Below are 20930 nucleotides of genomic sequence, written 5' to 3'. Positions count from 1 at the left end.
CTGAACCACAGCCCTTGATGGGGTGGTCAGTGCTTCAGCACACCTGCATTATGGCGGTCCGCCTGCCCCCTGCCTCAGCGTGACATCGTCCGACGCAATCGACGGGGCTTCCCGACGCCGATTGATGCTGGCCTACGGCCTGGGTGATGCCGGCACCGGGCTTGCCGCCACCCAGCTCGGGTTCTATCTCTTCCCCTTTTTCATCTGCGCCGCAGGCCTGCCGGCCTTCATCGCCGGCTCCCTGCTCACGGTGAGCAAGGTCTGGGACGCGCTGAATGACCCGTTGATCGGCTGGCTCAGCGATCACACCAACAGCCGCTGGGGCCCGCGGCTGCCCTGGATGCTCACGGCCGCCCTGCCCCTGGGCATCAGTCTGGCGGCGATATGGTGGGTGCCCCCCGGCGACACGGTGCAGCGCACCACGTACTACGCCGTGATGGCGGTCTTGCTGATGACCGCTTACACCAGCGTCAACCTGCCCTACGCCGCCCTCAGCACCGAACTCACGCCGGACACCGCCCTTCGCACTCGCCTGAATGCGGCGCGGTTCAGCGGGTCGATCCTGGCGGGCCTGAGCGGACTGATCGTGGCCTCGGTGGTGCTCACCGATGGAGGCGGGGGCTACCTGGCCATGGGCCGAATCACCGGCAGCATCGCCGCCGCCACCACGCTGCTCTGCTGCTGGGGGCTGGCCCCCTACGCCAAGCGGGCCCAACGGCCGGTGCCCAACAACGAAGCGCCGATGCAACAGCTCAAACGGGTGCTGGCCAACCCCCGCTTCCGCAAGGTGCTGGGGCTCTACCTGCTGCTCTGGTTCGGCCTGCAACTGATGCAGGTGGTGGCCTTGATCTGGCTGGTGCAGGTGGTGCATGTGCCCGCCAACCTCTCCACCTGGATCCTGCTGCCCTTCCAGATCGCCGCCCTGCTGGGGCTTCAGCTGTGGAGCAACCTCAGCAACCGCATCGGCCGCGTGGGAACCCTGCGCTGGGGTGCGGGGCTATGGATCAGCGCCTGCCTGCTGTCGATGCTGTTCCCGCCTCTGGCGGCGGATCCCGGCCTGCTGCAACTGCTGCCCTTGATCGGACTGATTGCCCTGGTGGGGGTGGGCGCTGCCACCGCCTATCTGATCCCCTGGTCGCTGCTGCCCGACGCGATCGACGCTGATCCGGGCAAGCCTGCCGGGCTCTACACCGCCTGGATGATCTTCGGCCAGAAGCTGATCATCGGTCTCACCATGTCGGTGTTCGGCAGCCTGCTCTCGCTCACGGGCTACATCTCCAGCCAGGGCGACTGCAGTGGGGCGCTGAGTTTCATCGAACAGCCGGATTCAGCCCTGCTGGCGATCCGGCTCTGCATGGGTCTGATTCCTGCCATCCTTGTGCTGATTGGCCTTGTGGTGATGCGAGGCTGGCCAGACCGTGGCGCCCATCTGCAGGCCTCCGCCGGATGACCTCTCCCCGCTGGCTGAAACGACTGGGCGCCAGCCTGTTGATCGGTGGCCAGACCGTGACAGCCACACTGCGGGGCCGAATCAACACCGTGGACCTGCAGGACCAGTTGATGGAGGCCGGCCCGGCCAGCGTTCTGATCGTGCTGATCATCGCGATCGCCGCCGGCTCGGTGTTCAACATCCAGGTGGCCGCTGAACTCACCCGCCAGGGGGCGGGCTCCACCGTGGGCGGCATCCTGGCGGTCGGCCTGGCCCGGGAGATCGCACCGCTGCTCACCTCCTGCCTGCTGGCGGGCAAGGTAGCCACTGCCTATGCCGCGCAGCTGGGCACGATGAAGGTGACCGAACAGATCGATGCGATCACGATGCTGCGCACCGATCCGGTGGAGTACCTGGTGGTGCCGCGCGTGATCGCGATGGTGGTGATGGCGCCGGTGCAGTGCTTCTTCTTCTTCCTGATGGCGGTGTGGAGTGGCCAGATCACCAGCACGGCGCTTTATAACATTCCGCCGGCGGTGTTCTGGACCTCCGTGCGCACCTGGATGGATCCTTTGGACCTGCCCTTCATGCTGGTGAAAGCCCTGGTCTTCGGGCTGATCATCGCGGTGGTGGCCTGCGGCTGGGGCCTCACCACCAAGGGCGGACCCAAGGAGGTGGGCACCAGCACCACCGGAGCGGTCGTCATGATCCTGATTCTTGTGTCAATGATGGACGTCGTTCTCACCCAGGTGCTGTTCGGCGCATGAGCTCAACTCCTGAAAGCGTCACGCTGAAACCTGACGTGCGGCTGCCGCTGCTGGTGGTGGCCTTCGGGCTGGCCTTGTTGCCACTGCCGCTCTCGCCCTGGCCGACGGTGGTGGTGGTGCTGTTCGGTGTGTTTCTGCTGATCCAGACGGCCAGCCTGCGGCTGGAATTCGAAGAGAAGGCCCTGATCGTGTGGCAGAACAGCCGTGAGCTGCGCCGCTTCCCCTACGGCCAATGGCTCACCTGGCGCCTGTTCGCCCCCTGGCTACCGGGGCTGCTCTATTTCCGCGAGACCCAGAGCATTCACTTCCTGCCGATCCTGTTCAGCCCCAAGCAGCTGCGGGAGCAGCTGGAGCTGCGGGTGGGAGCCCTGGAGGTGCCGGCCAGCAACGCTGATTGAGCGCTTGCAGCACGGGCGATCTGCCCATAGCGTCGAGGCATGGGCATGACGGTTGCCGATATCCGCCGCCGCAAGCAGGCCGAGCGGCTCAAGGGACTGCATCAGCAGGCCAGCAGCGTGCTGGCTGAACATCCCGGCGCCAGCCTCTGGCTGTTCGGCTCCTGGGCCCGGGGCGACTGGGATGCCTTTTCGGATGTGGATGTGCTGGCCGTTGCCCCGAACCGCAGCCAGGCCAGCGAGCTGGCGGATGCGGTGCTGGATCTGGGAATGGCCGACGACGTGCTGGCGCTGACCGAGCTGGAATGGCAGGAGCGCCGCAACGGCGACGACCCCTACTGGCGCGCCATCGGCCTGGATGCCGTGCGGCTGGGGCTGTCATGACACCACGCATTGATGCCTGGATGCGGCAGGCCAACAGCGATTGGGCCGTCGCAGAACTCACCGCCCAACAAGGTTTTCACAGTCAGGCCTGTTACCACTACGGCCAGGCAGCGGAGAAGGCACTGAAGGCCCTGTTGATTTCCCTGGACGCCCTGCCGCCCTACAGCCATGCTCTGGATCGCCTGGTCGACAACCTCGAATCAGCGGGGCTGGATGTGCAACCGCTGCGTGAGATACGGCTCAAAGCCCTCAGCCGAATGAACAGCGAAACCCGCTACCCAAGCGACAGCGAAGCACCGGCCGATCGCTTCGATGAGCAGGACAGTAACGAGGCGCGCAACGTTGCGGAGCAGGTGCTGGCGTTCGCCAAGAACACGATCAAAGCCTAAGCACGATATTTTCACAATTTACACCCTATATCGTGAAAATATCACACCAAAACCTTTCAATCCAGGGCGCAACTGGTGCCTGGGCCTCCGGTCAGCTGGAATGGGGCGATGGAGAGCACGGCCGCTGACGCAATGCCCGACGACACCGCCCTGACCCCGCAGGCATCCGACACCGAGCCGTCACCCAGCGCAGACAACCCGGTGATGGAGCTGGCGCTGAAGGATCTGCAGCAGCGCCGCGATGCCCTGGAGGCGGAGATCGCCGAGATGACCAGCCGCAAGCAACAGCTGGAGGCCGAACTGAAAACCAGCTTTGCCGGCCAATCCGATGCCATCGCCCGCCGGGTAAAGGGCTTCCAGGAGTACCTGGGCGGCGCCCTGCAGGGCCTGGTGCAGAGCGTGGAAAGCCTGGAACTGGTGGTGCAGCCGATGGTGGTGCAACCCTCACCGCTGGATCAGGCCGCCAGCAACGCAGCGGCACCGGCGAGCACCGATGAGAGCAGCCCAGCACCGGCGGTGGCCGACACCTTCCGCCCCGACGAAACGCTGATCCGCGATTCGCTGCAGCGCTTCCTCCAACAGCCGGACGTCTACGCCGACCCCTGGAACCTGCGTCGTAGCGTCGATGCCAAGGACATCGCCCTATTGGAGGACTGGTTCTTCAACCAAGGGGGCCGTGGGGCCCAGCCCAGCCGCGGCACCCGGCCCCGCAACATCCTGGCCAGCGCGGCGCTGATCGCGATCATCGGCGAGCTCTACGGCGATCAGTTCCAGTGCCTAGTGCTGGCCGGCGGCCCGGAACGGCTCGGCGAATGGCGACGGGGCCTGCAGGATGCCCTGGGCCTGGGCCGGGAAGACTTCGGCCCCAGCAGCGGCATCGTGCTGTTCGAACGGCCAGAAGCCCTGGTGGAACGGGCCGACCGGCTGGAGGAACGGGGCGAAGTGCCGCTGATCCTGATCGATGCCGCCGAGCGCAGCATCGACATCCCCGTGCTGCAGTTCCCGCTCTGGCTGGCCTTCGCGGCTGGTCCGGGCGAACGCCTCGACGACGATGATCTGCTGTAGACCGTCAGTCCATCCGGCGCACAGGGCCTGGGTTTTGCGCAAGCAGCTGATCCGCGGTGATCAGCAACAGGCCATCGGCTTGTGCCTGGGCCAGCAACAAGCGATCGAAGGGATCTCGATGCAGCGCCGGCAACTGCCCCACGGCAAATGCATGGTGGGCCTCCACAGGCAACTCGCGCCAACCACCCTCCAATAGGGCATGGCGGATCAAAGAGGGCTCCACCTGAAAGTCAGGCCGATCCAGGCCCCGTTTGATCACCAGTTCCCAGAGGCTCACCACGCTGAACACCGGGGTGTTTAACGGGTCTTCAAGCATCTGAATCAGCGCTGCATCCAAGCGTTCAGGCTGATCCACGGCCCACAGAAGAAGGTGGGTGTCCAACAACAACTGCATCAGCGCTCGCCGATCCCTTCAAACAAATCGGCAATCTCCTCCTGGCCCATGCGATCGAAGTCGTCCGGCACAGACAACTGCCCCCTCAACATTCCCAACCGTGAACGAACAGGGGCCGCTTCGTCGGACTGGTTCAGTGGTGTGACGCGCACCATCGGCTTACCGGCCTTGCAGATCACAAACGACTGACCGGCTGCCGCCTCATCCACCAAGCGCGATAAATGGGTTTTGGCCTCATGCATGTTGACCTGCTTCATCACAACCTGATCCACCTCAACCAACTTAGTCGACCAAGCCAAGCCAGGCTCCGTGCAAACCGCCCCGCGCTGTGCTTCCATTCCTGCGCGATCCAGCAGCCTGTCTCGTTCTTGTGATCCTCACCGCCCTGCTGCTCCTGGCCATCGGCTACCTGCTGGGGTCGACCCCCAGCGGCTATCTCGCCGGCCGCTGGCTCAAGGGCATCGACCTGCGCACCTGCGGCTCCGGCAGCACCGGCGCCACCAACGTGCTGCGCAATGTGGGCAAAGGCCCTGCACTGGTGGTGTTTCTGCTGGATGTGGGCAAAGGCGCCCTGGCGGTGCTGCTGGCGAAAAGTTTTGGACTGAATGACTGGCTTCAGGTGCTGGCGGGCCTGGCGGCGTTGGCCGGTCACATCTGGCCGGTGTGGCTGGGCTGGAAGGGCGGCAAAGCGGTGGCCACCGGCCTGGGCATGTTCCTGGGACTGGCCTGGCCGGTGGGGCTGGCCTGCTTTGGCCTATTCATGGCCGTGATCTCGATCTTCCGGATCGTGTCGCTCTCCAGCGTGGTGGCCGCCATCGGATTGCCTGTGCTGATGTTGCTCTCCGGCGGCAGCAGCGCCTATGTGGTGGTGTCGCTTGTGGCCAGCCTGATGGTGCTCTGGCGCCATCGCAGCAACATCGAGCGGTTGATTGCGGGGACTGAACCCAGGATCGGGCAGAAGTCTTGAGCACTGCCGCCTGCAGCGATCAGCCAATGAGCTCAGCGCAGCAGGCGGCAAACGCGGCGCTTGGATCGTCAGCCTTGCTGATCGGCCGGCCGATCACCAGCTGGCTGGCTCCTGCTGCGAGCGCCTCCGCCGGCCCCATCACCCGGGCCTGATCACCAATCGCAGTCCCTTTGGGGCGAATGCCTGGCGTAACAAGTGCAAACGGTTCGGGGTGCTGGGCCCGCAGCGCCGAGGCTTCCAAGGGTGAGCAAACACAACCGCCGATGCCGGCGGTCGCCGACAACTGCGCCAACGCCGGCACCCGTTCGGCGATGCCCTGCGTGATGGCGAGTTCCCGTTGCAGCCGCTGCTCCTGCCAACTGGTGAGCACCGTCACCGCCAGCAGCGTTGGGGCATCGAGACCTGCTGTTTGGGCTCCCTCAACAGCCGCGGCCTGAGCCGCCTGCAGCGCTTCGCTGCCGGAGCAGGCATGCACCGTGATCAGCTCCGCCCCCAACGCCGCCGCCCGCCGGCAGGCCCCCGCCATGGTGGCGGGGATGTCGTGAAATTTGAGATCCAGGAACACCCGCAACCCCTGCTCCCGCAGCAGGGCCACCACCTCTGGGCCGGCCTGCACGAACAGCTCCAGACCCACCTTCACCCAGCGCAGTCCATCCACCTGAGCCGCAAACCTCAGCGCCTGCTCGGGCGCCATGCCATCGAGGGCCACGATGATCCGATCGGCGGGATCGAAACAGGCCATCAGGCCACCAAGCGCCGGAAGGTCTTCTTGCCCAGCTGCAGCACCTTGCCCTCCAGCTCCGCCGCCGAGGCGAACTCCTGGTTGGGATCGGTGATCTTCTCTCCCTCCAGCCGCGCCGCACCACCCTTGATCTGGCGGCGGGCCTCGCTGCTGCTGGCGCAGATGCCCACGGCACTGAGCAGATAAAAGGCCTTGGCCGGGAAGTTCACCTCCGCCAGCGACGCCTCCGGCACCTCCGCCGCCGCATCACCGGCACCGCCCACCAGGCTGGCGGCATCGGCCTGGGCCTTCTCGGCCGCCTCTATCCCATGGCGGCTGGCGGTCACCGCCAGGGCCATCGCCTTCTGCTTTTCGCGAGGGTTCTCCGGCAACGCCGACAGATCGAGATCCGTCAGCAACGTGACGTAGTCGTTGATCGCCCCATCGCCGACCTTCTCCAGCTTGGAGTACATCGAGAGCGGATCCTCCTCCAGCCCCACCACGTTGCCGAGGCTCTTGCTCATCTTCTGCACCCCATCCAGACCCACCAGGATCGGGAGCAGCAGGCCGAACTGGGTGCCCTTGTCGAAATGGCGCTGCAGGTCGCGGCCCATGGCCACGTTGAACTTCTGATCGGTGCCCCCCAGCTCCACATCGGCGTTCACCGCCACCGAGTCGTAGCCCTGCAGCAGCGGGTAGAGGAATTCATGCAGGGCAATCGGGGTGCCGCTTCCATAGCGCTTGGAGAAGTCGTCCTTGGCCAGCATCTGGCCCACCGTGCCGGTGCCCAGCAGGCCGATCACCGCCGGCAGGTCCATCCCCTCCAGCCACTCAGAGTTGTATCGCACCTCAAGGCGGCCGGGGGTTTCGAAATCCAGCAGCGCCGTCTCTTTCGATTGGTCTTGCCCCAGCTGACGCAGGTAAGTGGAGGCGTTGGCGGCCACGTCCTCCTTGCTCAGCTGCACCCGCGTGGCGCTCTTGCCGGTGGGATCCCCGATCCGCGCGGTGAAATCGCCGATGATCAGCACCGCTGTGTGACCCGCGTCCTGAAAGGCTCGCAGCTTGCGGAACAGGATGCTGTGGCCCAGGTGAATGTTGCTGCCGGTGGGGTCGATGCCCAGCTTCACCCGCAGCGGCCGGCCCTCTTTCTCTGCCTGCACCAGGCGTGCGGCCAGAGCCTGATCCGCATCGCTGGGATCCCCGGCCGGAAACAGGTCGGCCATGCCCCGGGACAGCCAATCCGGCAACGACGGGGTGGACTCCGGCATGGGGCGCTGTTGGCGTGCGCCCGCGATCGTACGGGTGACTCAGGTGCCTGAAGGCGGCAGCTCGATCTGGGCCTTCATCCGCTCCAGGGTGGCGTTCATCTGCTCAAACATCTGCTCCGGGGTGATGCCGAACTGCCCCAGCTGCGTTCGCAGCTGCTCAACGGTGAGCTTGGCCTGGAAGTCCTCCGACAGCTCGAAGCGTTTCATGAACACCCGGTAGCGACCCATCAGCTCCTCCATCGTCTCGATGAACTTCTTCTTGCCCTCCCGGTCGAACTTGCCGTATTCACTGCCCAGCTGCATCAGCTGCTGATAGTCACCGAACAGGCGCTTGGCTTCGTCCTGAACGATGTCGGAATCGAAAAATGCCATTCACTCCCGTGTCGTCTGTTGAGTGAAATTCTGCAGACTTCCTGTGTTCGATGGCAGTGCGGTTTTACCCAATGCCCACCATTGCTTTAGGCCTGTTCATCACCACCGTTGAACCTCACCGCTCAGCTGCCGGCCATGCGTGAAACGCTGCAGCGCAGCCGTTCCGAGCTCAGACGCCGGCGCTGCCTGATCGCCAGCGCCGACCGGGTGCTGATCACCAGCGTCGTGGCCCTGTTCGACACCATCGGTCCGCTGGTCGGGGTCACCACCAGCGAAGCCGACGCCCTCTCCTGCCTGGAGCACACCCCAGCGGATCTGTTGATCTGCAGTGATCTGCTGGAGAGCGGTGATGGTTCCTCTCTGGTGCAGCAGGCCCGAGCCCTGCAACCGCAGCTGATCTGCTTGATGCTGATCCAGCGGCCACTGCGCAGCACGATCGAAGCCGCCACAGCCGCCGGCTGCCAAGGGCTCTGCAGCCGCGATCTGGTGGGCAAAGGCCATCTGCTCAAGGCGCTGCAGGCCATCGACAGCGACGCCATCTACATTGACCCGGTGATCGCAGGCGTGCTGCGCCACAGCCGGCTCAGCCCCAGTGGCCGCCGCCTCAACCCGGGTCTGACCCTGCGGGAGGAGGACGTGCTGCGCGGCATCTGCCGCGGCTTCAGCAACCAGGAGATCGCCGACCAACTCAACCTTTCCATCGACACCGTGAAGCACAGCGTCACCGCCGTGCTGTGCAAACTCGACGCCCGCGATCGCAGCCAGGCCATGCTGATCGCCTTCCGCAATGATCTGGTGGACCTGCCGGCCCGTCTGCCCCGCTGGACCCCATGACCCCTGCGCACCCCTTCATCAGGCTGAGACAGCTGCTGATCTGCGCCTTGCCCCTGAGCAGCCTCCTGGCCAGCCCAGCCAGGGCGGAACTCGATGCCAACACCATCAGCGTCACCATCGCCCAGGGCAATGCCCACTGCCTGATCGAAACCGAAACGATGTCCGCCGATGAAGCCCTGGCCATCGCCAAGGCCTTCATCGCCACGGACGGCATCAGCGACGAGGAGCGCGATGCGGTGACCTCCCAGCCGGAGTTCAGTGACCTGATGAAGGCGTACATCGCCAATCAGGGCGGCTGCAAAGCATTGGTGAAGCAGCTGCAGCAGTGACGCACCCCGGCGTGCTGGGTAGGGTCAGCCCACGCTTTGCGCCCTGATCCGCCCGATGCCGCGCCGCCACTGGTTGGACCCCCTGGCCCGGCGGGTGCTGCAGGCCGCCGGTCAGTTGCCGACAGCGCCTGCAGCGACGCCTCCCCCAGCAGCCCCACTGGCCTGGACGATCGAGGTGAACCGCGCCAGCCGCGAGCAGTGGTTGCAGCTGCCCGGCTGCAGTGAGGACACCGCGGATCTGCTCTTGCGCCTGCAGCGGGGTGGGGTGCAGTTCAGCTCGGTGGAGGAGCTGTTCCAGCTGCTGGAGCTGCCGGCGGAGCAATGCCGCCGCTGGGAGCCCCATCTGATCGTGCACTGGCATGGCGATGCTCCCCCGCAACCCGCAGCCGCGCCGCTGGATCTCAACAACGCCAGCGCCGAGGAGTTGCAAGTCCTCAGCTGGCCTGAACAGCGTCTGCAGGGCCTGCTGCGGGAGCGGCGCCGCGCCGGGTTTGAGAACCTCGCCGACCTGCAGGAACGGCTCTGCCTGCCCGCCAGTGCCATCGAAGCCCTGATCGGTCGGGTCTGCTTCGAAGCCCGGCGCGCCGGGCCATCCCTGCCCCTGCACTGATGCAAGGGGATCTGTTCGCCAGCGCCGGCCTGGCGGCATCTCAACCCGCCGAGCTGACGTTGGATGCCGAGCAGCTGCGGGCCTGGCAGCAGCGGTTGCACGGCCATCAGGCCCCGTTGTTTCGCGGCGCCCCTGAGCGCACCAGTCAGACCACCCTGTTCGGCGACAGCTGCAGCGCTGCGGTGCGCGCCATCGATCCCCTGGCCCTCACGCCGCTGCCACTGACCTTCTGGCGCTGGCCCGACAGCCCCCACGTCGGAGCGGCGATGTATTTCGTGCTGGATCGACCGGCGGATCTCGAACAGCCGCTGCTGCTCTACATCGGCGAGACCATGGCCGCCGATCGCCGCTGGAAGGGGGAACACGACTGCAAGGCCTACCTGGCGGCCTACGGCGAAGCCCTGCAGCGCTGCAAGGTGGCCCATCAACTGAGCATCCGTTTCTGCAGCGATGTGCCCCGCAGCACCAAAGCCCGCCGCGCCCTGGAACAGGCCCTGATCCAGCACTGGTTGCCGCCGTTCAACAAGGAAACGCGGCAGCGCTGGGCCACCCCGTTCACCGCTGAACTGTGAGGTCTTGCGCAGGCCTGCTGCTGCTCTCCGCCCTGCTGCTGGCCCCCGGCAGTGCCATGGCCAATGGACTCCTTTCCCTCCAGAAGACCCTGCTGCGCAATGGCTTCCGCATCGAGGTGCGGCAGCCCCCGGGCGGGGCCTACGGCCGTTTTTTGCCGGCCCGGAAGCTGCTGGAGATCTCCCCGCTCGTGCAAGAGCTGGGAATCACCCGGCCAGTCCTGCTGCATGAGGCCGTCCATGCCGCCCAGAGCTGTCCCAGCGGCAAGCTCACCTTGATCGGCATCCAACGCCGCGCAGATCCAGCCGTGGAAAGCCGCATTCGTTACCTACTGACCAACCACTACCGGCAGGAGCACATGGCGCTGGAACAGGAGGCCTTCCTGCTTCAGGGCCAGACCGATGCGGAAGCGCTGATCATCCAAGCCCTGAACCAGCGCTGTCAGCCGCCGTTGGAATGAAGAATCACCCACACCAGCGGGCTGACGCCGATCAGCGCCGCCACGGCCAGCAGAGCCACATTGGGGAGCATCCTTCTCGCGCCATCGGCCCCCTCTCCTAGCAGCATCGCTACGCTCGGCGTTTGCGACGGGCCAGGCCATGCGCTCCTCTCTCTCCGGCGAAAGTGTTCAGGACTGGACCGGTGATGTGCTCGTGGTGGGACTGCTGCAGGACCAGCCCGCCACCGACCTGGAAGCCCGCTTCCCCGGCCTGGGCGCAGCCCTCGAACAGCAGCAGTTCAAAGGCAAACCGGCGGAGCAGCTGCTGATCAACCGCCTCGGCAGCGACGGCCCCCAACGACTGGTGGTGCTGGGCCTGGGGCCGGCCAACGGCTTCAACCTCGATGGGGTGCGCAGCGCCGCCGCCCGGGCCGCCAAGGCCGCCAGCGGCCACACCGGCAGCCTGGGGCTGCAGCTCTGCTGGGATGGACTGGAACCCGCCGCCGCCGCCGTTGCCGCTGCAGAGGCAGCGCGCCTGGCCCTCTACGCCGACCAGCGCTTCCGCAAGGCCCCGGAACCACGGTGTCAGCCGGAGAGCCTGGAGTTGATCGGGCTGCCTCCCACGGCCGCTGCCGGCCTCCAGGCCGTGAATGCCACCTGCGCCGGTGTGGAGCTGGCCCGTGAGCTGGTGGCCGCTCCTCCGAATGTGGCGACGCCCGCCGCCCTGGCGGAGACCGCCGCCGAACTCTCCCGCAACCACGGCCTGGAGCTCACCGTTCTGGAACGTGCCGAGTGTGAAGCCCGTGGAATGGGAGCGTTTCTCTGCGTCAGCCAGGGCTCCGATCTCGACCCCAAGCTGATTCACCTGATCTATCGCCCCGACGGTGAGGTGAAGCGTCGGTTGGCCCTGGTGGGCAAAGGCCTCACCTTCGATTCCGGCGGTTACAACCTCAAGGTGGGGGCCGCCCAGATCGACATGATGAAGTTCGACATGGGCGGCAGCGCAGCGGTGCTGGGGGCCATGCGCGCCATCGCCGAACGCAAGCCGGCAGGGGTGGAGGTGCACATGATCGTGGCCTCCTGCGAAAACATGATCAACGGCTCCGCCGTGCATCCCGGTGACATCGTCACCGCCGCAGACGGCACCACGATCGAAATCAACAACACCGATGCCGAAGGCCGTCTGACCCTGGCCGATGCCCTGCTCTACGCCTGTGAGCAGAAGCCCGACGCCATCGTTGACCTGGCCACCCTCACCGGCGCCTGCGTCATCGCCCTCGGCGATGAGATGGCAGGCCTGTGGAGCAACAATGATGGCTTGGCCACAGCGCTTCAGCAGGCGGCGGATGCCGGTGGTGAAGGGCTCTGGCGAATGCCATTGCGCGCTTCCTACAAGGAGGGCTTGAAATCCAAGCTGGCCGATTTCAAGAACACGGGCCCCAGGCCCGGTGGCTCGATCACGGCAGCCTTGTTCCTTGAGCATTTCGTCGGCGACGGCATCGCCTGGGCCCACATCGACATCGCCGGCACCGTCTGGAGCGACAAGGGCCGTGGTCTGGACCCCGCCGGTGCCACCGGTTACGGCGTCCGCACCCTGGCCAACTGGGTGTGCAACCCGGCATGAAACCCACTTCACCCTGGCGCTGGTACCTGAAGGCCCAGGCCGGGGTTTTGCTGCTGCCGGTGGGCCTTTGCCTGTTCGGCGAGGCGGTGAGCCGCCGGGTGGTTCAGCTGATGGGCGGCCAGGCCGGCGAGTGGTTCTGGACCGGCACCCTCAGCCTGATCTGCATCAATGCCGGAATTGGTTTGATGATCGACAGCGGCCTGACCAGAGGGTTTCCCGGTCGCGGACCCCGCTGCTGATCAGGACGCTGCGACGGCGTGGAAGCGGGTGGAACCGTGGCGCTCTGGCGTTTCCAGAGCGTGAATCTGCCAGCGGGCCCGATCGGAGCAGGACTCCAGCACGCGATCAAGGTCATCCGAAGCATGTTTCGGAGATGGATACGGGCCGATATGACGCGTTCCCAGACCATCCTTAATGGTCAGCAAATACATACATCTCCTCCCAGCACGAACGTGATCGTAAGCATTGCCTCAATGGTGGTCGATTGGCGGGAACCCGTCTGTTCACTGAGAACTGACTGAGTCAAGACAACTCATTCGCTTAATCTTTTCCATAGGTTGATTATTTATTTCTTAAGGGTTTCGACCGGGTTCGGCCGGCTTCGACCAGGCCGCATCGCCTCGGGCGTTGTCGCCCCAGACCTGATCCAGACGCCGGTCCCGGCCACAACTGAAGCGGTAGAAGTTGTACTTGAGCTCGTTCAGCTCGGCGTAATTCTGGTGATAATCCTCGGCTCGCCAGAAGCGCGCGGCATCCCGCAGCTCCACCTTCAGCGCCGAGCGGGGTTGTCCCAGCTCCACGGCAGCAGCCTGGGCACTCGCTTCAGCTTCACGGGCCTGAGCTGCATCCGCTGTGAAGATCACGGGCCGGTAGGAGTCCCCACGGTCGCAGAACTGGCCGCCCCCATCCAAAGGGTCCACATTGCGCCAGTAACTGCGCAGCAGCGTGCCGTAACTGATCTGGTCCGGGTCAAACCGCACCTCCACCACCTCCTGATGACCCGTGGTTTCGCCGCTCACCTGGCGGTAGGTGGGGTTGTCCACATGGCCGCCGCTGTAGCCGCTGGTGGCCTCCAGCACACCGGGAAGATCCTCCAGATCGTGCTCCAGACACCAGAAGCAACCTCCGGCGAAGACGGCGGTCTCCGTGTCGGCCATCACGGCGGAGGGGAGCGCCAGCAACCCGATCAGCACAGCCAGCAGTAGCCGTCTCATCGCTGCACCTGATCGAGAATGGCCTTGGCTGCCCGCTGCGTCACACCCGGCTCCCCCAGCGTTAATCGGAGTTGACCGTAGCCATCCAGCATCCGCTGCCGTTCCGGCCCGGGCTGTAGCAGCGGCAAAGCCTGCTCCACCAACGACTCGGCGGTGAGCTCGTCCTGCAGCAGCTCCGGCACCAGGCGCTGCTTCAGCAGCAGGTTCACCGGCGAGATGTGATCCACCTGGAACCGCAAGATGTGCCTGGCCACGAACGCCGTCAGGCCACTGACGCGATAGCCCACCACCTGGGGAACCCCCTGCAGGGCCAACTCCAGATTCACCGTGCCCGACTTGCCCAGGGCCAGATCCGCCGCCGCACAGAGGGATTTCTTCAGGCCATCCGCCTGCGCTGCAGGGATCACCCGCGCGTTTGCCACACCCGCTGCCGCCAGGGCTTCGCCCAGGGGCTGCTCAAACCGCTCCAGACCAGCCGGCACCAGCACCTGCAGTCCAGGTCGGCGGCGTTGCAGCATCGCCGCGGCAGCCGCCAGGGGGGGCATCAGGTACTTCAGCTCCTGGGGGCGGGAGGCCGGCAGCAGCAGCAGCACCGGAGCTTCGGGGTTCAACCCCAGCTGCTGGCGGGATTCCTTGCGGCCAGGGAGCTCCTGGAAGCTATCCAGTAGAGGGTGGCCTACCCAGGTGACATTGGCCCCGCGTTGGCCATAGAACTCCGCCTCCGCTGGGAAGATGGCCAGGATGCGGTCGGTGAAATCCAGCAGCCGGGTGGTGCTGCCATCACCGAATCGCCAGGCCCACTCCTGGGGGGCGATGTAGTACGTGATCGGCAGGGACGGGTGCTTGCGGCGCAGCTTGCCCCCCAGCCGCACATTGGCGCCGACGTAGTCGATCAACACCGCCCCATCCAGCGGCCGCTGCTCCAGCGACCGGTCCACCTGGGCCTGCAGTCGCAGGGTCGGAAGGATCAGCGGCACGGCCTCCCACAGGCCGATGGCCCCCATCGGCGCCGTATCCGCCAGCAATTCCGCCCCGGCAGCCTCCATCCGCGTGCCCCCCAGGGCCAGCAGCTCCAACGGCAGCTGGCGGCGTTCGGCCTCTGCCCGCAGGGCTCGTATCAACAGGCTGCCCTGCAGATCACCGGACACCTCACCGGTGCTGATCAGCAGCCGCACCATCAGCGACTGCTCAACGCCGGCATCGGGCCACGGCGCCCATCTGCAATCGACTCCGCCATGAAGCTGCAGAGATGGGCTGCCGCCGGCAGCAGCTCCTGCTGCTGGGCCTGCTTCAGCCCCTCAGCGATCACCAGATCGGAGCGGTAAAGCAGCGTCCAGATCTCCTGGAGCTGTTTGAACTCACGCCCGTCATGCTGACGAGCCAGACCACTGCGCCGCAGGCCCACCCGGTTGAGCCCGCGCACCCGCCCCGGGTGGCCCTCCACCAGGCAGTAGGGGGGCACATCACGGTCGACGCGGGTCATGCCCCCCACCATGGCCATCCCGCCGACGTGGACGAACTGATGGATCCCGAGGCAGCCGCCGATCACCGCCCGGTCCTCGATGATCACGTGCCCGGCCACCTGGATGGCATTGGACATCACGATTCCGTTCCCCAGCTCGCAGTTATGGCCGAGATGGCAGTAGGCCATCAGCAGATTGCCGTTGCCGATCCGGGTCACCTCCCCTTCGTCGGTGGCGCGGTTGATCGTCACGCACTCCCGCAGGGTGTTGCCGTCGCCGATCACCACCTCCGTCGGCGCTCCGCAGTACTTGAGGTCCTGCGGTTCCTGGCCCAGGCAGGCTCCTGCGAACACCTTGTTATCGCGGCCCAGGGTCAGTCGACCCTCCAGCACCGCATGGGGACCGATCCAGCTGTTCTCGCCGATCACCACGTCAGGACCCACCACAGCGCCTGGGCCGATCACCACCCCAGCCGCCAGCTCGGCCTTGGGGTCCACCACCGCCTGGGGATGGATCTGAACGGGCGCCTGCTCCACCGTCATCGCTCTCAGTCCACCAGGGAGAACATCAGCTCACCGGAACACACCAGCTCACCCTCCACGGTGGCTTCCGCTTTGACCTTGCCGAAGCGTTTGCGCTTGAGGCTGAGCAGTTCGCAGTGGATCACCAGCTGATCTCCGGGAACTACGGGGCGGCGGAAGCGTACCCCGTCGATCCCGGCAAACACGAACAGACCCTTCGGCAGATCCGGCATCTGGGTCACGATCAGCCCGCCCACCTGGGCCATCGCCTCAACAATCAGAACGCCAGGCATCAACGGGCGCCCGGGGAAGTGCCCCTGAAACTGCGGCTCATTCACCGTCACGTTCTTGATTCCGGTCGCCGACACCCCGGGCTCATGGGCGATCACCCGGTCCACCAGTGCAAACGGATAGCGGTGTGGAAGCAATCCGGCGATCTGTTCGCTGGTCAGCACCACAGAGGGCTGAGCAGCAGCCGCGGCGGGGGAGTCAGTCACAGGGCAGCGGCGAGATCGGTGTGGAGCCCGTGGGAGCCCCGGTACACGAGGACCTGGGCCTGGGGAAAGCCCACAAGCGCCAGATCACCGATGAGGTCCAGCAGCTTATGGCGCACCGGTTCGTCAGCAAAGCGCAGCGGCGGGTTCAGCCATTGATCACCGTCGCAGACGAGGGCATTGTCCAGGGCACCGCCCTGGATCAGACCAGCCGCCCGCAGCTGCTCCACCTGCTCACGGAATCCGAAGGTGCGAGCTGGTGCGATCTCCTCAACGAAACGTTCCGGCGTCAGCTCCAGGGCCAGCTGCTGACGACCGATCGCGGCCTGGGGGAAGGCGATGATGCCCACCAGACTGAAGCGGTCGGCCGGTGTGGCGGTGATCACACTGCTGCCGCGGTGCCGCACCAGGGGCTGCTCCAGCCGTGGAGCCGGCGGCCGTTCGCTGGCGGCGGGCTGCAGGCCGGCCTCCGCAATCGCCTCCACCCAGCCGAGGGCGGAACCATCCAGCAGGGGAATTTCGCCGCCCTGCACAACGATCTCGGCATGGGAGAGACCACAGCCGGCCAGGGCCGCCAGCAGGTGCTCCACGGTGGCCACCCGACGCGTTCCAAGGTCCAGCGTTGTGCAGAGCTGACTGTCCTGCACCTGATCAGGGCTGAGACGAACCGTTTCGGCAGCCCCCTCAAAGCGCAGATAAAACCCGGGCTGCTCACAGGGGCAGAGGCGAACGGTCGAAACAACACCGCTGTGCAGACCGATCCCCTGCCGCTCCACCTCGGCAGCAAGGGTCCAGGCGCCTGAATAGTCCTGCGGCCAAGGGGTCACTAGAACTTCCAGCCCACTCCCAGGTTGAAGCGCCAGTCCTCGGTGAAGTCCTTGCTGGCCACCTCAAGGCGCAGAGGACCCACTGGGGTGCCGACGATCACGCCGGTACCCACCGAAACACCGGAACCGTCCTTGTTCAGCAGCAGACCCGGCTTACCCGGCACATTCTTCTGGGTATTGAAATCGGTGCCGGCATCAACGAACAGCTCTCCGGAGAAGACGCTGATGATCGGGAAGCGGTACTCGAGGGTGACCTCACCAAAGCTGCGGGCCACGGCCAGGTCACAGTCGTACCAACCGCGGATCGAGTTGGAGCCGCCCATGCAGAAGGCTTCATACGGTGGCAGATCACCGATGATCGTGCCGGCCTTCACCTGGAAACCGATGGCCTGCGGACAATCCGCCACCTCACCGGGTTTGGGACGGCACTTCTTGTGCAATTTCAGCCACTTCACCGGGAAGAACTGGGTGTAACTGCCACGCAGGCGGTTGAACGTGGGGGAATCTTCGTTCACACCGATGAACTGCTCGGTGCTGGCGGTGAAGAAATTGCCGCTGGTGGGATTGCGGGGATTGTTGAAGTTGTTGTAAGTCGTCGCGAAACGCACTCCTGTCAGCAGGTTGCTGTCAGCGCAGTTGTACGACACGCAGATGATGTCCTTGTTCTTGACCCTGCCGTCATTGAAGTTGCGGGTGGACACGCCATACACGCGGCTGTCTGCCGCGAAGTTGATGGGCCTGACTTCGCTCAATGACAGGCCCGCCAACACCCGCCAGGGGGTGTCTTTGAACGGATCGCCGCCATTCAGGGGACGGGTGAAGGCGATGCTGCCGCCGGTCTTGCGCAGAGCGAAGGAATCGCCTTCGTAATCAAACCAACTGCGGTTGGGGTACTCCTTCTCGGCCCTGTTGACCAAACCGGGAACTTTCTGGTTGTCGGAGAACTGGTATTTGCGACCGACGTCGTAGGCGTACTTGTTGCCGTTGTCCTCGTAGCCGTCAATGGTGCGGATGTTGCCGCTGTCTTCGCTCTGGAAGACCTGCGGCACCTGTTGGCTGAGGAACAGGGAGCCGCGGAAGGAGGTGCGATGGCGGTCGCCCTTGATCCAGGGGTCGGTGAAGTTCAGGTTGGTCAGGCCGCCGTACTGGCCGTAGGTCACGTTGAGGCCAACATTCCAGGCGCGACCGAAGAAGTTGCTGTCCTGCAGCTGCACCTGGCCGAACACACCCTGGCTCTGGCTGTACCCAAGGCCGCCGGACAGCTGGCCGGTGGATTGCTCCACGATCCCCAGCACGATCACCACATCGCCGGGCTCCTCCGGCACCGGCTTCAGGGTGACCTTCACATCGCTGAACAACTGGGTGCCGTACAGACGCTTGATGTCCTTCTCCAGCCTGTTGCGGTTGAACGTGTCTCCCGGCTGGACGGAAATTTCGCGGGTGATCACCCACTCCTTGGTCTTGCCGCCGATGGGATCACCGTTCTCATCGGTGGCATCGCCCTCCTTGTTGAGGAACTGCACCTCCACATCGGCCACGCGTCCCTGGATGAGCTTCAAGGTCACCACACCCTCCGGGCTGACCCGCTCCGGTCCAGAGATGCGGGCCAGGGAGTAGCCCTGCTCGGCGTACCAGCCCTGCAGCTCCTTCATCCGCGTCTGCAGATCGTTGAGGTTCAGCGTGCGGCCGTAATCGGGGCTGAAGATCTCTTCAAGAACGTCCTCAGGCAGTTCCTCTGAAACCGGGTCCAGCTCAACGCTCGAGAGGGTGGGGAACGGCTCCACCTGCACCACCACCTGCACCCCGAGCGGGCCGTTGACCGGGTTGATCCGCACGTCGGAGAACCAACCGGTGGCCTGGATCGCGTTGAGGTCCCGCTGAAGCTCCTCGCGGGTGACGCGGCTGCCGGGCCGCACCTGCATCGCTCCGTAGGCCGCCACCTGCAGCCGTTCTTCCTCCGGATGACCTGAGATGCCCTCGATGATCACCTCAGAGATCAGCACCCGCGGTGCCGCAACCTCAAGGACATTCACCGGATCGGTGTTGACGTCGACCTCCTGGGCCAGCAGAGGTGCTGCAGTCAGCGGCAAGCCCAGTGCAAGACCCAGGAGACCCTGACCTACGGCAACCGGTGAACGGCGAGTCCTGCGTCGGGTCATCGAGGCGCGATCAGGGCCGAAGCCACAAAAGGTCCGCTGACCTTACAGGCAGTTGCGGGGGTTGGGGCAGGCAGTGTGGACCCGTTTAAGGACCTCCCCGTAGGCCTCCATCACGCCACCGAGATCCTTTCGGAAGCGGTCCTTATCCAGGATCCGATCGTTGGCATCGCGGCTGCGCTGGTCCCAGAAGCGGCAGGTGTCTGGGCTGATCTCATCGGCCAGCAGCAATTCACCCGCCCTGTTGAGGCCAAGTTCAAGCTTGAAATCCACCAACTGCAGCTCCAGATCGTTGAAAAACGGCTGCAGCACCCCATTGATCCGCCGCGCCAGTTGTTCAATCGCTGACAGACGGGCGTCATCCACCAGCCCCATCAACCGCACCCGAGCGTCCGTCAACAGCGGATCCCCCAGATCATCATCTTTGTAATAGAGGTCAAGCAACGCTGGATCGATGCGGGTGCCCTCCGCGATCGGCGTCTGACGGCACAAGGATCCGGTGGCGATGTTGCGCAACACCACCTCTAGCGGAATCACCTCCACCCGCTGCACCAGCATCCAGGCGTCTCCCGCCAATCCCAGGTAATGGCTGGGAATCCCCTGCGCCTCTAGCAACTCAAACAACCGGGCTGAGATCTGGCAGTTCAGCCTCCCCTTGTCCTCCAGCTGCGCCTTCTTCTGGGCATTGAACGCCGTCGCATCGTTCTTGTATTCCACCAACACCCGCTCCTGGTAGTCGGTGGCATAGATGCGCTTCGCCTTGCCTTCGTACAGCAGCTCGCCGTGGTCGGGACTCATGGGGACGGTGGATCTGGGGAATCTCCTACCGCAGCATGGCCGCCCGGCTGCCGCGGCGATCGCAGCTCCAGATCCAGGTCATCGCCGCCTTCCAACCGCCAGAGGCTGTAGCGGTCATCCAACTGTGCCGCCAAGCGTTGCAACCGCTGCCGAGGCCGGGCGCCGTCACCACCCGCCGCCAGCTGAAGCTTCAGCTGCAGTTCCAGCAACTCCACCGCCAGCCCCCAGGCCTGATCAGCCGCCGCCTGATCCAGCGCCTGCTCCAGCAGCTGATCAGCGGCCGCGGCATCCAGGACGGCCAGCCACTCCGCCGCCTGGGCAAGACGCTGCGCATTGGGGGCAAGCATCAACAGGGCAGCGGCCTCCTCCTCTCGACCCAGGGCCGCCTCATGCGAGGCCAATTGATCCAACCCCAGGCGACCATCGCCCAGGTCCAGGTTCGCCAGGGCGATCAGATCACCGTTCACCAGTCGCCGCAGCGCCCGGGCCGCTTCGCGGTGATCCAGCCCCGCCGCCGCAGCCTGCCAGCGCAGGCGAAGCCAGCGGCGGCGCTCCTCCCCCACCGCTGGGCTGATCCGATTGAGCACCCGCGCGGCACTGTCCGCTGAACCGCAAGTCAGCAGAGCATTGGCATTCGCCATCACCAGCTCAAACGATTGAGGGGCTGGGTGCAGCACCAGCAAGCGATCGCGGATCTGCTGACGACGGCCATTGCTGGCCCCGATCAAGGGTTCACCGCAGCCCAGCTCCAGCTGCTGAAGATCCGACTCCAGCAACCATTGCCGGAAGCGCTCCTCGGCCATCGGGTGGGGCTCGCTCAGGGGTGCCGCCGCCGCCAGCAGCGACAGCAGCATGGACAGGGGCTGGATCCCCATGACGGGCTGCGTTCTACAACGGAGA

General features: G+C 65.3%; 29 protein-coding genes. 14 read left to right on the top strand and 15 right to left on the bottom strand.

What is annotated here, in order from left to right; genetic code table 11:
- Nucleotides 1-124 precede the first annotated feature (124 nt).
- The 6 genes from SynA1528_RS02740 (at nucleotide 125) to SynA1528_RS02715 (ending at nucleotide 4429) form a co-directional block, all read left to right on the top strand.
- On the top strand, nucleotides 125-1450 hold the full coding sequence (locus tag SynA1528_RS02740; RefSeq protein WP_186588241.1) for an MFS transporter: 1326 nt from the start codon (nucleotides 125-127) through the stop codon (nucleotides 1448-1450).
- Nucleotides 1447-2196, top strand: coding sequence for an MlaE family ABC transporter permease (locus SynA1528_RS02735; RefSeq protein WP_186587588.1), 750 nt, complete (start codon nucleotides 1447-1449; stop codon nucleotides 2194-2196). Before SynA1528_RS02740 ends, SynA1528_RS02735 begins: the two co-directional genes overlap by 4 nt.
- A complete protein-coding gene (locus SynA1528_RS02730) occupies nucleotides 2193-2594 on the top strand; it encodes a DUF3119 family protein (protein WP_186587587.1) in 402 nt (133 codons plus the stop codon). The genes SynA1528_RS02735 and SynA1528_RS02730 overlap by 4 nt, the downstream gene beginning before the upstream one ends.
- Before the next feature lie 45 nt (nucleotides 2595-2639).
- The gene (locus tag SynA1528_RS02725; RefSeq protein ID WP_286187868.1) at nucleotides 2640-2975 is read left to right on the top strand and encodes a nucleotidyltransferase domain-containing protein; all 336 of its coding nucleotides are present in this window, start codon (nucleotides 2640-2642) and stop codon (nucleotides 2973-2975) included.
- Nucleotides 2972-3364, top strand: coding sequence for a HEPN domain-containing protein (locus SynA1528_RS02720; protein WP_186587585.1), 393 nt, complete (start codon nucleotides 2972-2974; stop codon nucleotides 3362-3364). The genes SynA1528_RS02725 and SynA1528_RS02720 overlap by 4 nt, the downstream gene beginning before the upstream one ends.
- A gap of 108 nt (nucleotides 3365-3472) precedes the next feature.
- On the top strand, nucleotides 3473-4429 hold the full coding sequence (locus tag SynA1528_RS02715; RefSeq protein WP_186587584.1) for a DUF3086 domain-containing protein: 957 nt from the start codon (nucleotides 3473-3475) through the stop codon (nucleotides 4427-4429).
- A 4-nt stretch (nucleotides 4430-4433) separates the two neighbouring features.
- Here SynA1528_RS02715 and SynA1528_RS02710 read toward each other — a convergent pair whose 3' ends face one another.
- Nucleotides 4434-4811: a type II toxin-antitoxin system VapC family toxin gene (locus SynA1528_RS02710; RefSeq protein ID WP_353616628.1), complete on the bottom strand. Its 378-nt coding sequence runs from the start codon at nucleotides 4809-4811 to the stop codon at nucleotides 4434-4436.
- Between the two features lie 11 nt (nucleotides 4812-4822).
- Nucleotides 4823-5095, bottom strand: a complete 273-nt coding sequence (locus SynA1528_RS02705) for a type II toxin-antitoxin system Phd/YefM family antitoxin (RefSeq protein WP_286187867.1) — start codon at nucleotides 5093-5095, stop codon at nucleotides 4823-4825.
- A 98-nt stretch (nucleotides 5096-5193) separates the two neighbouring features.
- Here SynA1528_RS02705 and plsY point away from each other — a divergent pair, with 98 nt between their 5' ends.
- On the top strand, nucleotides 5194-5790 hold the full coding sequence (gene plsY, locus SynA1528_RS02700) for a glycerol-3-phosphate 1-O-acyltransferase PlsY (RefSeq protein ID WP_186588240.1): 597 nt from the start codon (nucleotides 5194-5196) through the stop codon (nucleotides 5788-5790).
- 19 nt (nucleotides 5791-5809) lie between these two features.
- On the opposite strand, the gene pyrF is transcribed toward plsY, so the two are convergent.
- Genes pyrF through SynA1528_RS02685 form a run of 3 tightly spaced genes read right to left on the bottom strand, consistent with a single transcriptional unit; the run spans nucleotide 5810 to nucleotide 8151 of the window.
- Nucleotides 5810-6532 carry an orotidine-5'-phosphate decarboxylase gene (pyrF, locus tag SynA1528_RS02695; RefSeq protein WP_186587582.1) on the bottom strand — a complete coding sequence of 241 codons (723 nt, stop codon included), beginning with the start codon at nucleotides 6530-6532 and terminating at the stop codon, nucleotides 5810-5812.
- On the bottom strand, nucleotides 6532-7779 hold the full coding sequence (tyrS, locus tag SynA1528_RS02690) for a tyrosine--tRNA ligase (protein WP_186587581.1): 1248 nt from the start codon (nucleotides 7777-7779) through the stop codon (nucleotides 6532-6534). Before tyrS ends, pyrF begins: the two co-directional genes overlap by 1 nt.
- A 39-nt stretch (nucleotides 7780-7818) precedes the next feature.
- On the bottom strand, nucleotides 7819-8151 hold the full coding sequence (locus SynA1528_RS02685; protein ID WP_186587580.1) for a DUF1825 family protein: 333 nt from the start codon (nucleotides 8149-8151) through the stop codon (nucleotides 7819-7821).
- Nucleotides 8152-8286: 135 nt separating this feature from the next.
- On the opposite strand from SynA1528_RS02685, the gene SynA1528_RS02680 reads away from it, so the two are divergent.
- From SynA1528_RS02680 to SynA1528_RS02660, 5 genes are read left to right on the top strand one after another with little or no spacing between them, the layout of a single operon-like run.
- Nucleotides 8287-8985, top strand: a complete 699-nt coding sequence (locus SynA1528_RS02680) for a helix-turn-helix transcriptional regulator (RefSeq protein ID WP_186588239.1) — start codon at nucleotides 8287-8289, stop codon at nucleotides 8983-8985.
- Nucleotides 8982-9314: a hypothetical protein gene (locus SynA1528_RS02675; protein ID WP_186587579.1), complete on the top strand. Its 333-nt coding sequence runs from the start codon at nucleotides 8982-8984 to the stop codon at nucleotides 9312-9314. Before SynA1528_RS02680 ends, SynA1528_RS02675 begins: the two co-directional genes overlap by 4 nt.
- 55 nt (nucleotides 9315-9369) lie before the next feature.
- A complete protein-coding gene (locus tag SynA1528_RS02670) occupies nucleotides 9370-9924 on the top strand; it encodes a ComEA family DNA-binding protein (RefSeq protein ID WP_186587578.1) in 555 nt (184 codons plus the stop codon).
- Entirely contained in the window at nucleotides 9924-10496 is a 573-nt protein-coding gene (locus SynA1528_RS02665; protein ID WP_186587577.1) for a GIY-YIG nuclease family protein, read from the top strand. Before SynA1528_RS02670 ends, SynA1528_RS02665 begins: the two co-directional genes overlap by 1 nt.
- On the top strand, nucleotides 10493-10954 hold the full coding sequence (locus SynA1528_RS02660; protein ID WP_186587576.1) for a hypothetical protein: 462 nt from the start codon (nucleotides 10493-10495) through the stop codon (nucleotides 10952-10954). The genes SynA1528_RS02665 and SynA1528_RS02660 overlap by 4 nt, the downstream gene beginning before the upstream one ends.
- On the opposite strand, the gene SynA1528_RS13180 is transcribed toward SynA1528_RS02660, so the two are convergent.
- The gene (locus SynA1528_RS13180; protein ID WP_286187866.1) at nucleotides 10936-11061 is read right to left on the bottom strand and encodes a hypothetical protein; all 126 of its coding nucleotides are present in this window, start codon (nucleotides 11059-11061) and stop codon (nucleotides 10936-10938) included. The genes SynA1528_RS02660 and SynA1528_RS13180 overlap by 19 nt on opposite strands.
- 32 nt (nucleotides 11062-11093) lie before the next feature.
- Here SynA1528_RS13180 and SynA1528_RS02655 point away from each other — a divergent pair, with 32 nt between their 5' ends.
- Together SynA1528_RS02655 and SynA1528_RS02650 are read left to right on the top strand one after the other, a co-directional pair.
- Nucleotides 11094-12557 carry a leucyl aminopeptidase gene (locus SynA1528_RS02655; RefSeq protein WP_186587575.1) on the top strand — a complete coding sequence of 488 codons (1464 nt, stop codon included), beginning with the start codon at nucleotides 11094-11096 and terminating at the stop codon, nucleotides 12555-12557.
- A complete protein-coding gene (locus SynA1528_RS02650) occupies nucleotides 12554-12796 on the top strand; it encodes a hypothetical protein (RefSeq protein ID WP_186587574.1) in 243 nt (80 codons plus the stop codon). The genes SynA1528_RS02655 and SynA1528_RS02650 overlap by 4 nt, the downstream gene beginning before the upstream one ends.
- Here SynA1528_RS02650 and SynA1528_RS02645 read toward each other — a convergent pair whose 3' ends face one another.
- The 9 genes from SynA1528_RS02645 to SynA1528_RS02605 form a co-directional block, all read right to left on the bottom strand.
- A complete protein-coding gene (locus SynA1528_RS02645) occupies nucleotides 12797-12988 on the bottom strand; it encodes a hypothetical protein (protein ID WP_186587573.1) in 192 nt (63 codons plus the stop codon).
- A 141-nt stretch (nucleotides 12989-13129) separates the two neighbouring features.
- Nucleotides 13130-13771 (bottom strand): peptide-methionine (S)-S-oxide reductase MsrA, encoded by a 642-nt coding sequence (gene msrA, locus SynA1528_RS02640; protein WP_186587572.1) that lies wholly within the window; start codon nucleotides 13769-13771, stop codon nucleotides 13130-13132.
- A complete protein-coding gene (gene lpxB, locus SynA1528_RS02635) occupies nucleotides 13768-14949 on the bottom strand; it encodes a lipid-A-disaccharide synthase (protein WP_186587571.1) in 1182 nt (393 codons plus the stop codon). The genes msrA and lpxB overlap by 4 nt, the downstream gene beginning before the upstream one ends.
- On the bottom strand, nucleotides 14949-15776 hold the full coding sequence (gene lpxA, locus SynA1528_RS02630; RefSeq protein ID WP_186587570.1) for an acyl-ACP--UDP-N-acetylglucosamine O-acyltransferase: 828 nt from the start codon (nucleotides 15774-15776) through the stop codon (nucleotides 14949-14951). The genes lpxB and lpxA overlap by 1 nt, the downstream gene beginning before the upstream one ends.
- A gap of 5 nt (nucleotides 15777-15781) precedes the next feature.
- A complete protein-coding gene (fabZ, locus tag SynA1528_RS02625; protein ID WP_186588238.1) occupies nucleotides 15782-16213 on the bottom strand; it encodes a 3-hydroxyacyl-ACP dehydratase FabZ in 432 nt (143 codons plus the stop codon).
- Between the two features lie 35 nt (nucleotides 16214-16248).
- The gene (lpxC, locus tag SynA1528_RS02620; RefSeq protein ID WP_186587569.1) at nucleotides 16249-17076 is read right to left on the bottom strand and encodes a UDP-3-O-acyl-N-acetylglucosamine deacetylase; all 828 of its coding nucleotides are present in this window, start codon (nucleotides 17074-17076) and stop codon (nucleotides 16249-16251) included.
- Entirely contained in the window at nucleotides 17076-19235 is a 2160-nt protein-coding gene (locus SynA1528_RS02615; protein ID WP_186587568.1) for a BamA/TamA family outer membrane protein, read from the bottom strand. Before SynA1528_RS02615 ends, lpxC begins: the two co-directional genes overlap by 1 nt.
- A 42-nt stretch (nucleotides 19236-19277) precedes the next feature.
- Nucleotides 19278-20030 carry a phosphoribosylaminoimidazolesuccinocarboxamide synthase gene (gene purC, locus SynA1528_RS02610; protein ID WP_186587567.1) on the bottom strand — a complete coding sequence of 251 codons (753 nt, stop codon included), beginning with the start codon at nucleotides 20028-20030 and terminating at the stop codon, nucleotides 19278-19280.
- Nucleotides 20027-20905: a hypothetical protein gene (locus SynA1528_RS02605; protein ID WP_186587566.1), complete on the bottom strand. Its 879-nt coding sequence runs from the start codon at nucleotides 20903-20905 to the stop codon at nucleotides 20027-20029. Before SynA1528_RS02605 ends, purC begins: the two co-directional genes overlap by 4 nt.
- Nucleotides 20906-20930: the final 25 nt, after the last annotated feature.

The organism is Synechococcus sp. A15-28 (genome assembly GCF_014280175.1).
Taxonomy (GTDB): domain Bacteria; phylum Cyanobacteriota; class Cyanobacteriia; order PCC-6307; family Cyanobiaceae; genus Parasynechococcus.
The sequence above is the reverse complement of the archived record's forward strand: the minus strand, read 5'-3'. Positions and strand labels throughout refer to the sequence as shown.

Bases quoted from the DNA above. Each gene is read 5' to 3' on its own strand.
- SynA1528_RS02740 (WP_186588241.1), top strand. From the start codon at position 125: ATGCTGGCCTACGGCCTGGGTGATGCCGGCACCGGGCTTGCCGCCACC.
- SynA1528_RS02735 (WP_186587588.1), top strand. From the start codon at position 1,447: ATGACCTCTCCCCGCTGGCTGAAACGACTGGGCGCCAGCCTGTTGATC.
- SynA1528_RS02730 (WP_186587587.1), top strand. From the start codon at position 2,193: ATGAGCTCAACTCCTGAAAGCGTCACGCTGAAACCTGACGTGCGGCTG.
- SynA1528_RS02725 (WP_286187868.1), top strand. From the start codon at position 2,640: ATGACGGTTGCCGATATCCGCCGCCGCAAGCAGGCCGAGCGGCTCAAG.
- SynA1528_RS02720 (WP_186587585.1), top strand. From the start codon at position 2,972: ATGACACCACGCATTGATGCCTGGATGCGGCAGGCCAACAGCGATTGG.
- SynA1528_RS02715 (WP_186587584.1), top strand. From the start codon at position 3,473: ATGGAGAGCACGGCCGCTGACGCAATGCCCGACGACACCGCCCTGACC.
- pyrF (WP_186587582.1), bottom strand. From the start codon at position 6,532: ATGGCCTGTTTCGATCCCGCCGATCGGATCATCGTGGCCCTCGATGGC.
- tyrS (WP_186587581.1), bottom strand. From the start codon at position 7,779: ATGCCGGAGTCCACCCCGTCGTTGCCGGATTGGCTGTCCCGGGGCATG.
- SynA1528_RS02685 (WP_186587580.1), bottom strand. From the start codon at position 8,151: ATGGCATTTTTCGATTCCGACATCGTTCAGGACGAAGCCAAGCGCCTG.
- SynA1528_RS02680 (WP_186588239.1), top strand. From the start codon at position 8,287: ATGCGTGAAACGCTGCAGCGCAGCCGTTCCGAGCTCAGACGCCGGCGC.
- SynA1528_RS02675 (WP_186587579.1), top strand. From the start codon at position 8,982: ATGACCCCTGCGCACCCCTTCATCAGGCTGAGACAGCTGCTGATCTGC.
- SynA1528_RS02670 (WP_186587578.1), top strand. From the start codon at position 9,370: ATGCCGCGCCGCCACTGGTTGGACCCCCTGGCCCGGCGGGTGCTGCAG.
- SynA1528_RS02665 (WP_186587577.1), top strand. From the start codon at position 9,924: ATGCAAGGGGATCTGTTCGCCAGCGCCGGCCTGGCGGCATCTCAACCC.
- SynA1528_RS13180 (WP_286187866.1), bottom strand. From the start codon at position 11,061: ATGCTGCTAGGAGAGGGGGCCGATGGCGCGAGAAGGATGCTCCCCAAT.
- SynA1528_RS02655 (WP_186587575.1), top strand. From the start codon at position 11,094: ATGCGCTCCTCTCTCTCCGGCGAAAGTGTTCAGGACTGGACCGGTGAT.
- SynA1528_RS02650 (WP_186587574.1), top strand. From the start codon at position 12,554: ATGAAACCCACTTCACCCTGGCGCTGGTACCTGAAGGCCCAGGCCGGG.
- SynA1528_RS02645 (WP_186587573.1), bottom strand. From the start codon at position 12,988: ATGTATTTGCTGACCATTAAGGATGGTCTGGGAACGCGTCATATCGGC.
- msrA (WP_186587572.1), bottom strand. From the start codon at position 13,771: ATGAGACGGCTACTGCTGGCTGTGCTGATCGGGTTGCTGGCGCTCCCC.
- lpxB (WP_186587571.1), bottom strand. From the start codon at position 14,949: ATGGTGCGGCTGCTGATCAGCACCGGTGAGGTGTCCGGTGATCTGCAG.
- lpxA (WP_186587570.1), bottom strand. From the start codon at position 15,776: ATGACGGTGGAGCAGGCGCCCGTTCAGATCCATCCCCAGGCGGTGGTG.
- SynA1528_RS02615 (WP_186587568.1), bottom strand. From the start codon at position 19,235: ATGACCCGACGCAGGACTCGCCGTTCACCGGTTGCCGTAGGTCAGGGT.
- purC (WP_186587567.1), bottom strand. From the start codon at position 20,030: ATGAGTCCCGACCACGGCGAGCTGCTGTACGAAGGCAAGGCGAAGCGC.
- SynA1528_RS02605 (WP_186587566.1), bottom strand. From the start codon at position 20,905: ATGGGGATCCAGCCCCTGTCCATGCTGCTGTCGCTGCTGGCGGCGGCG.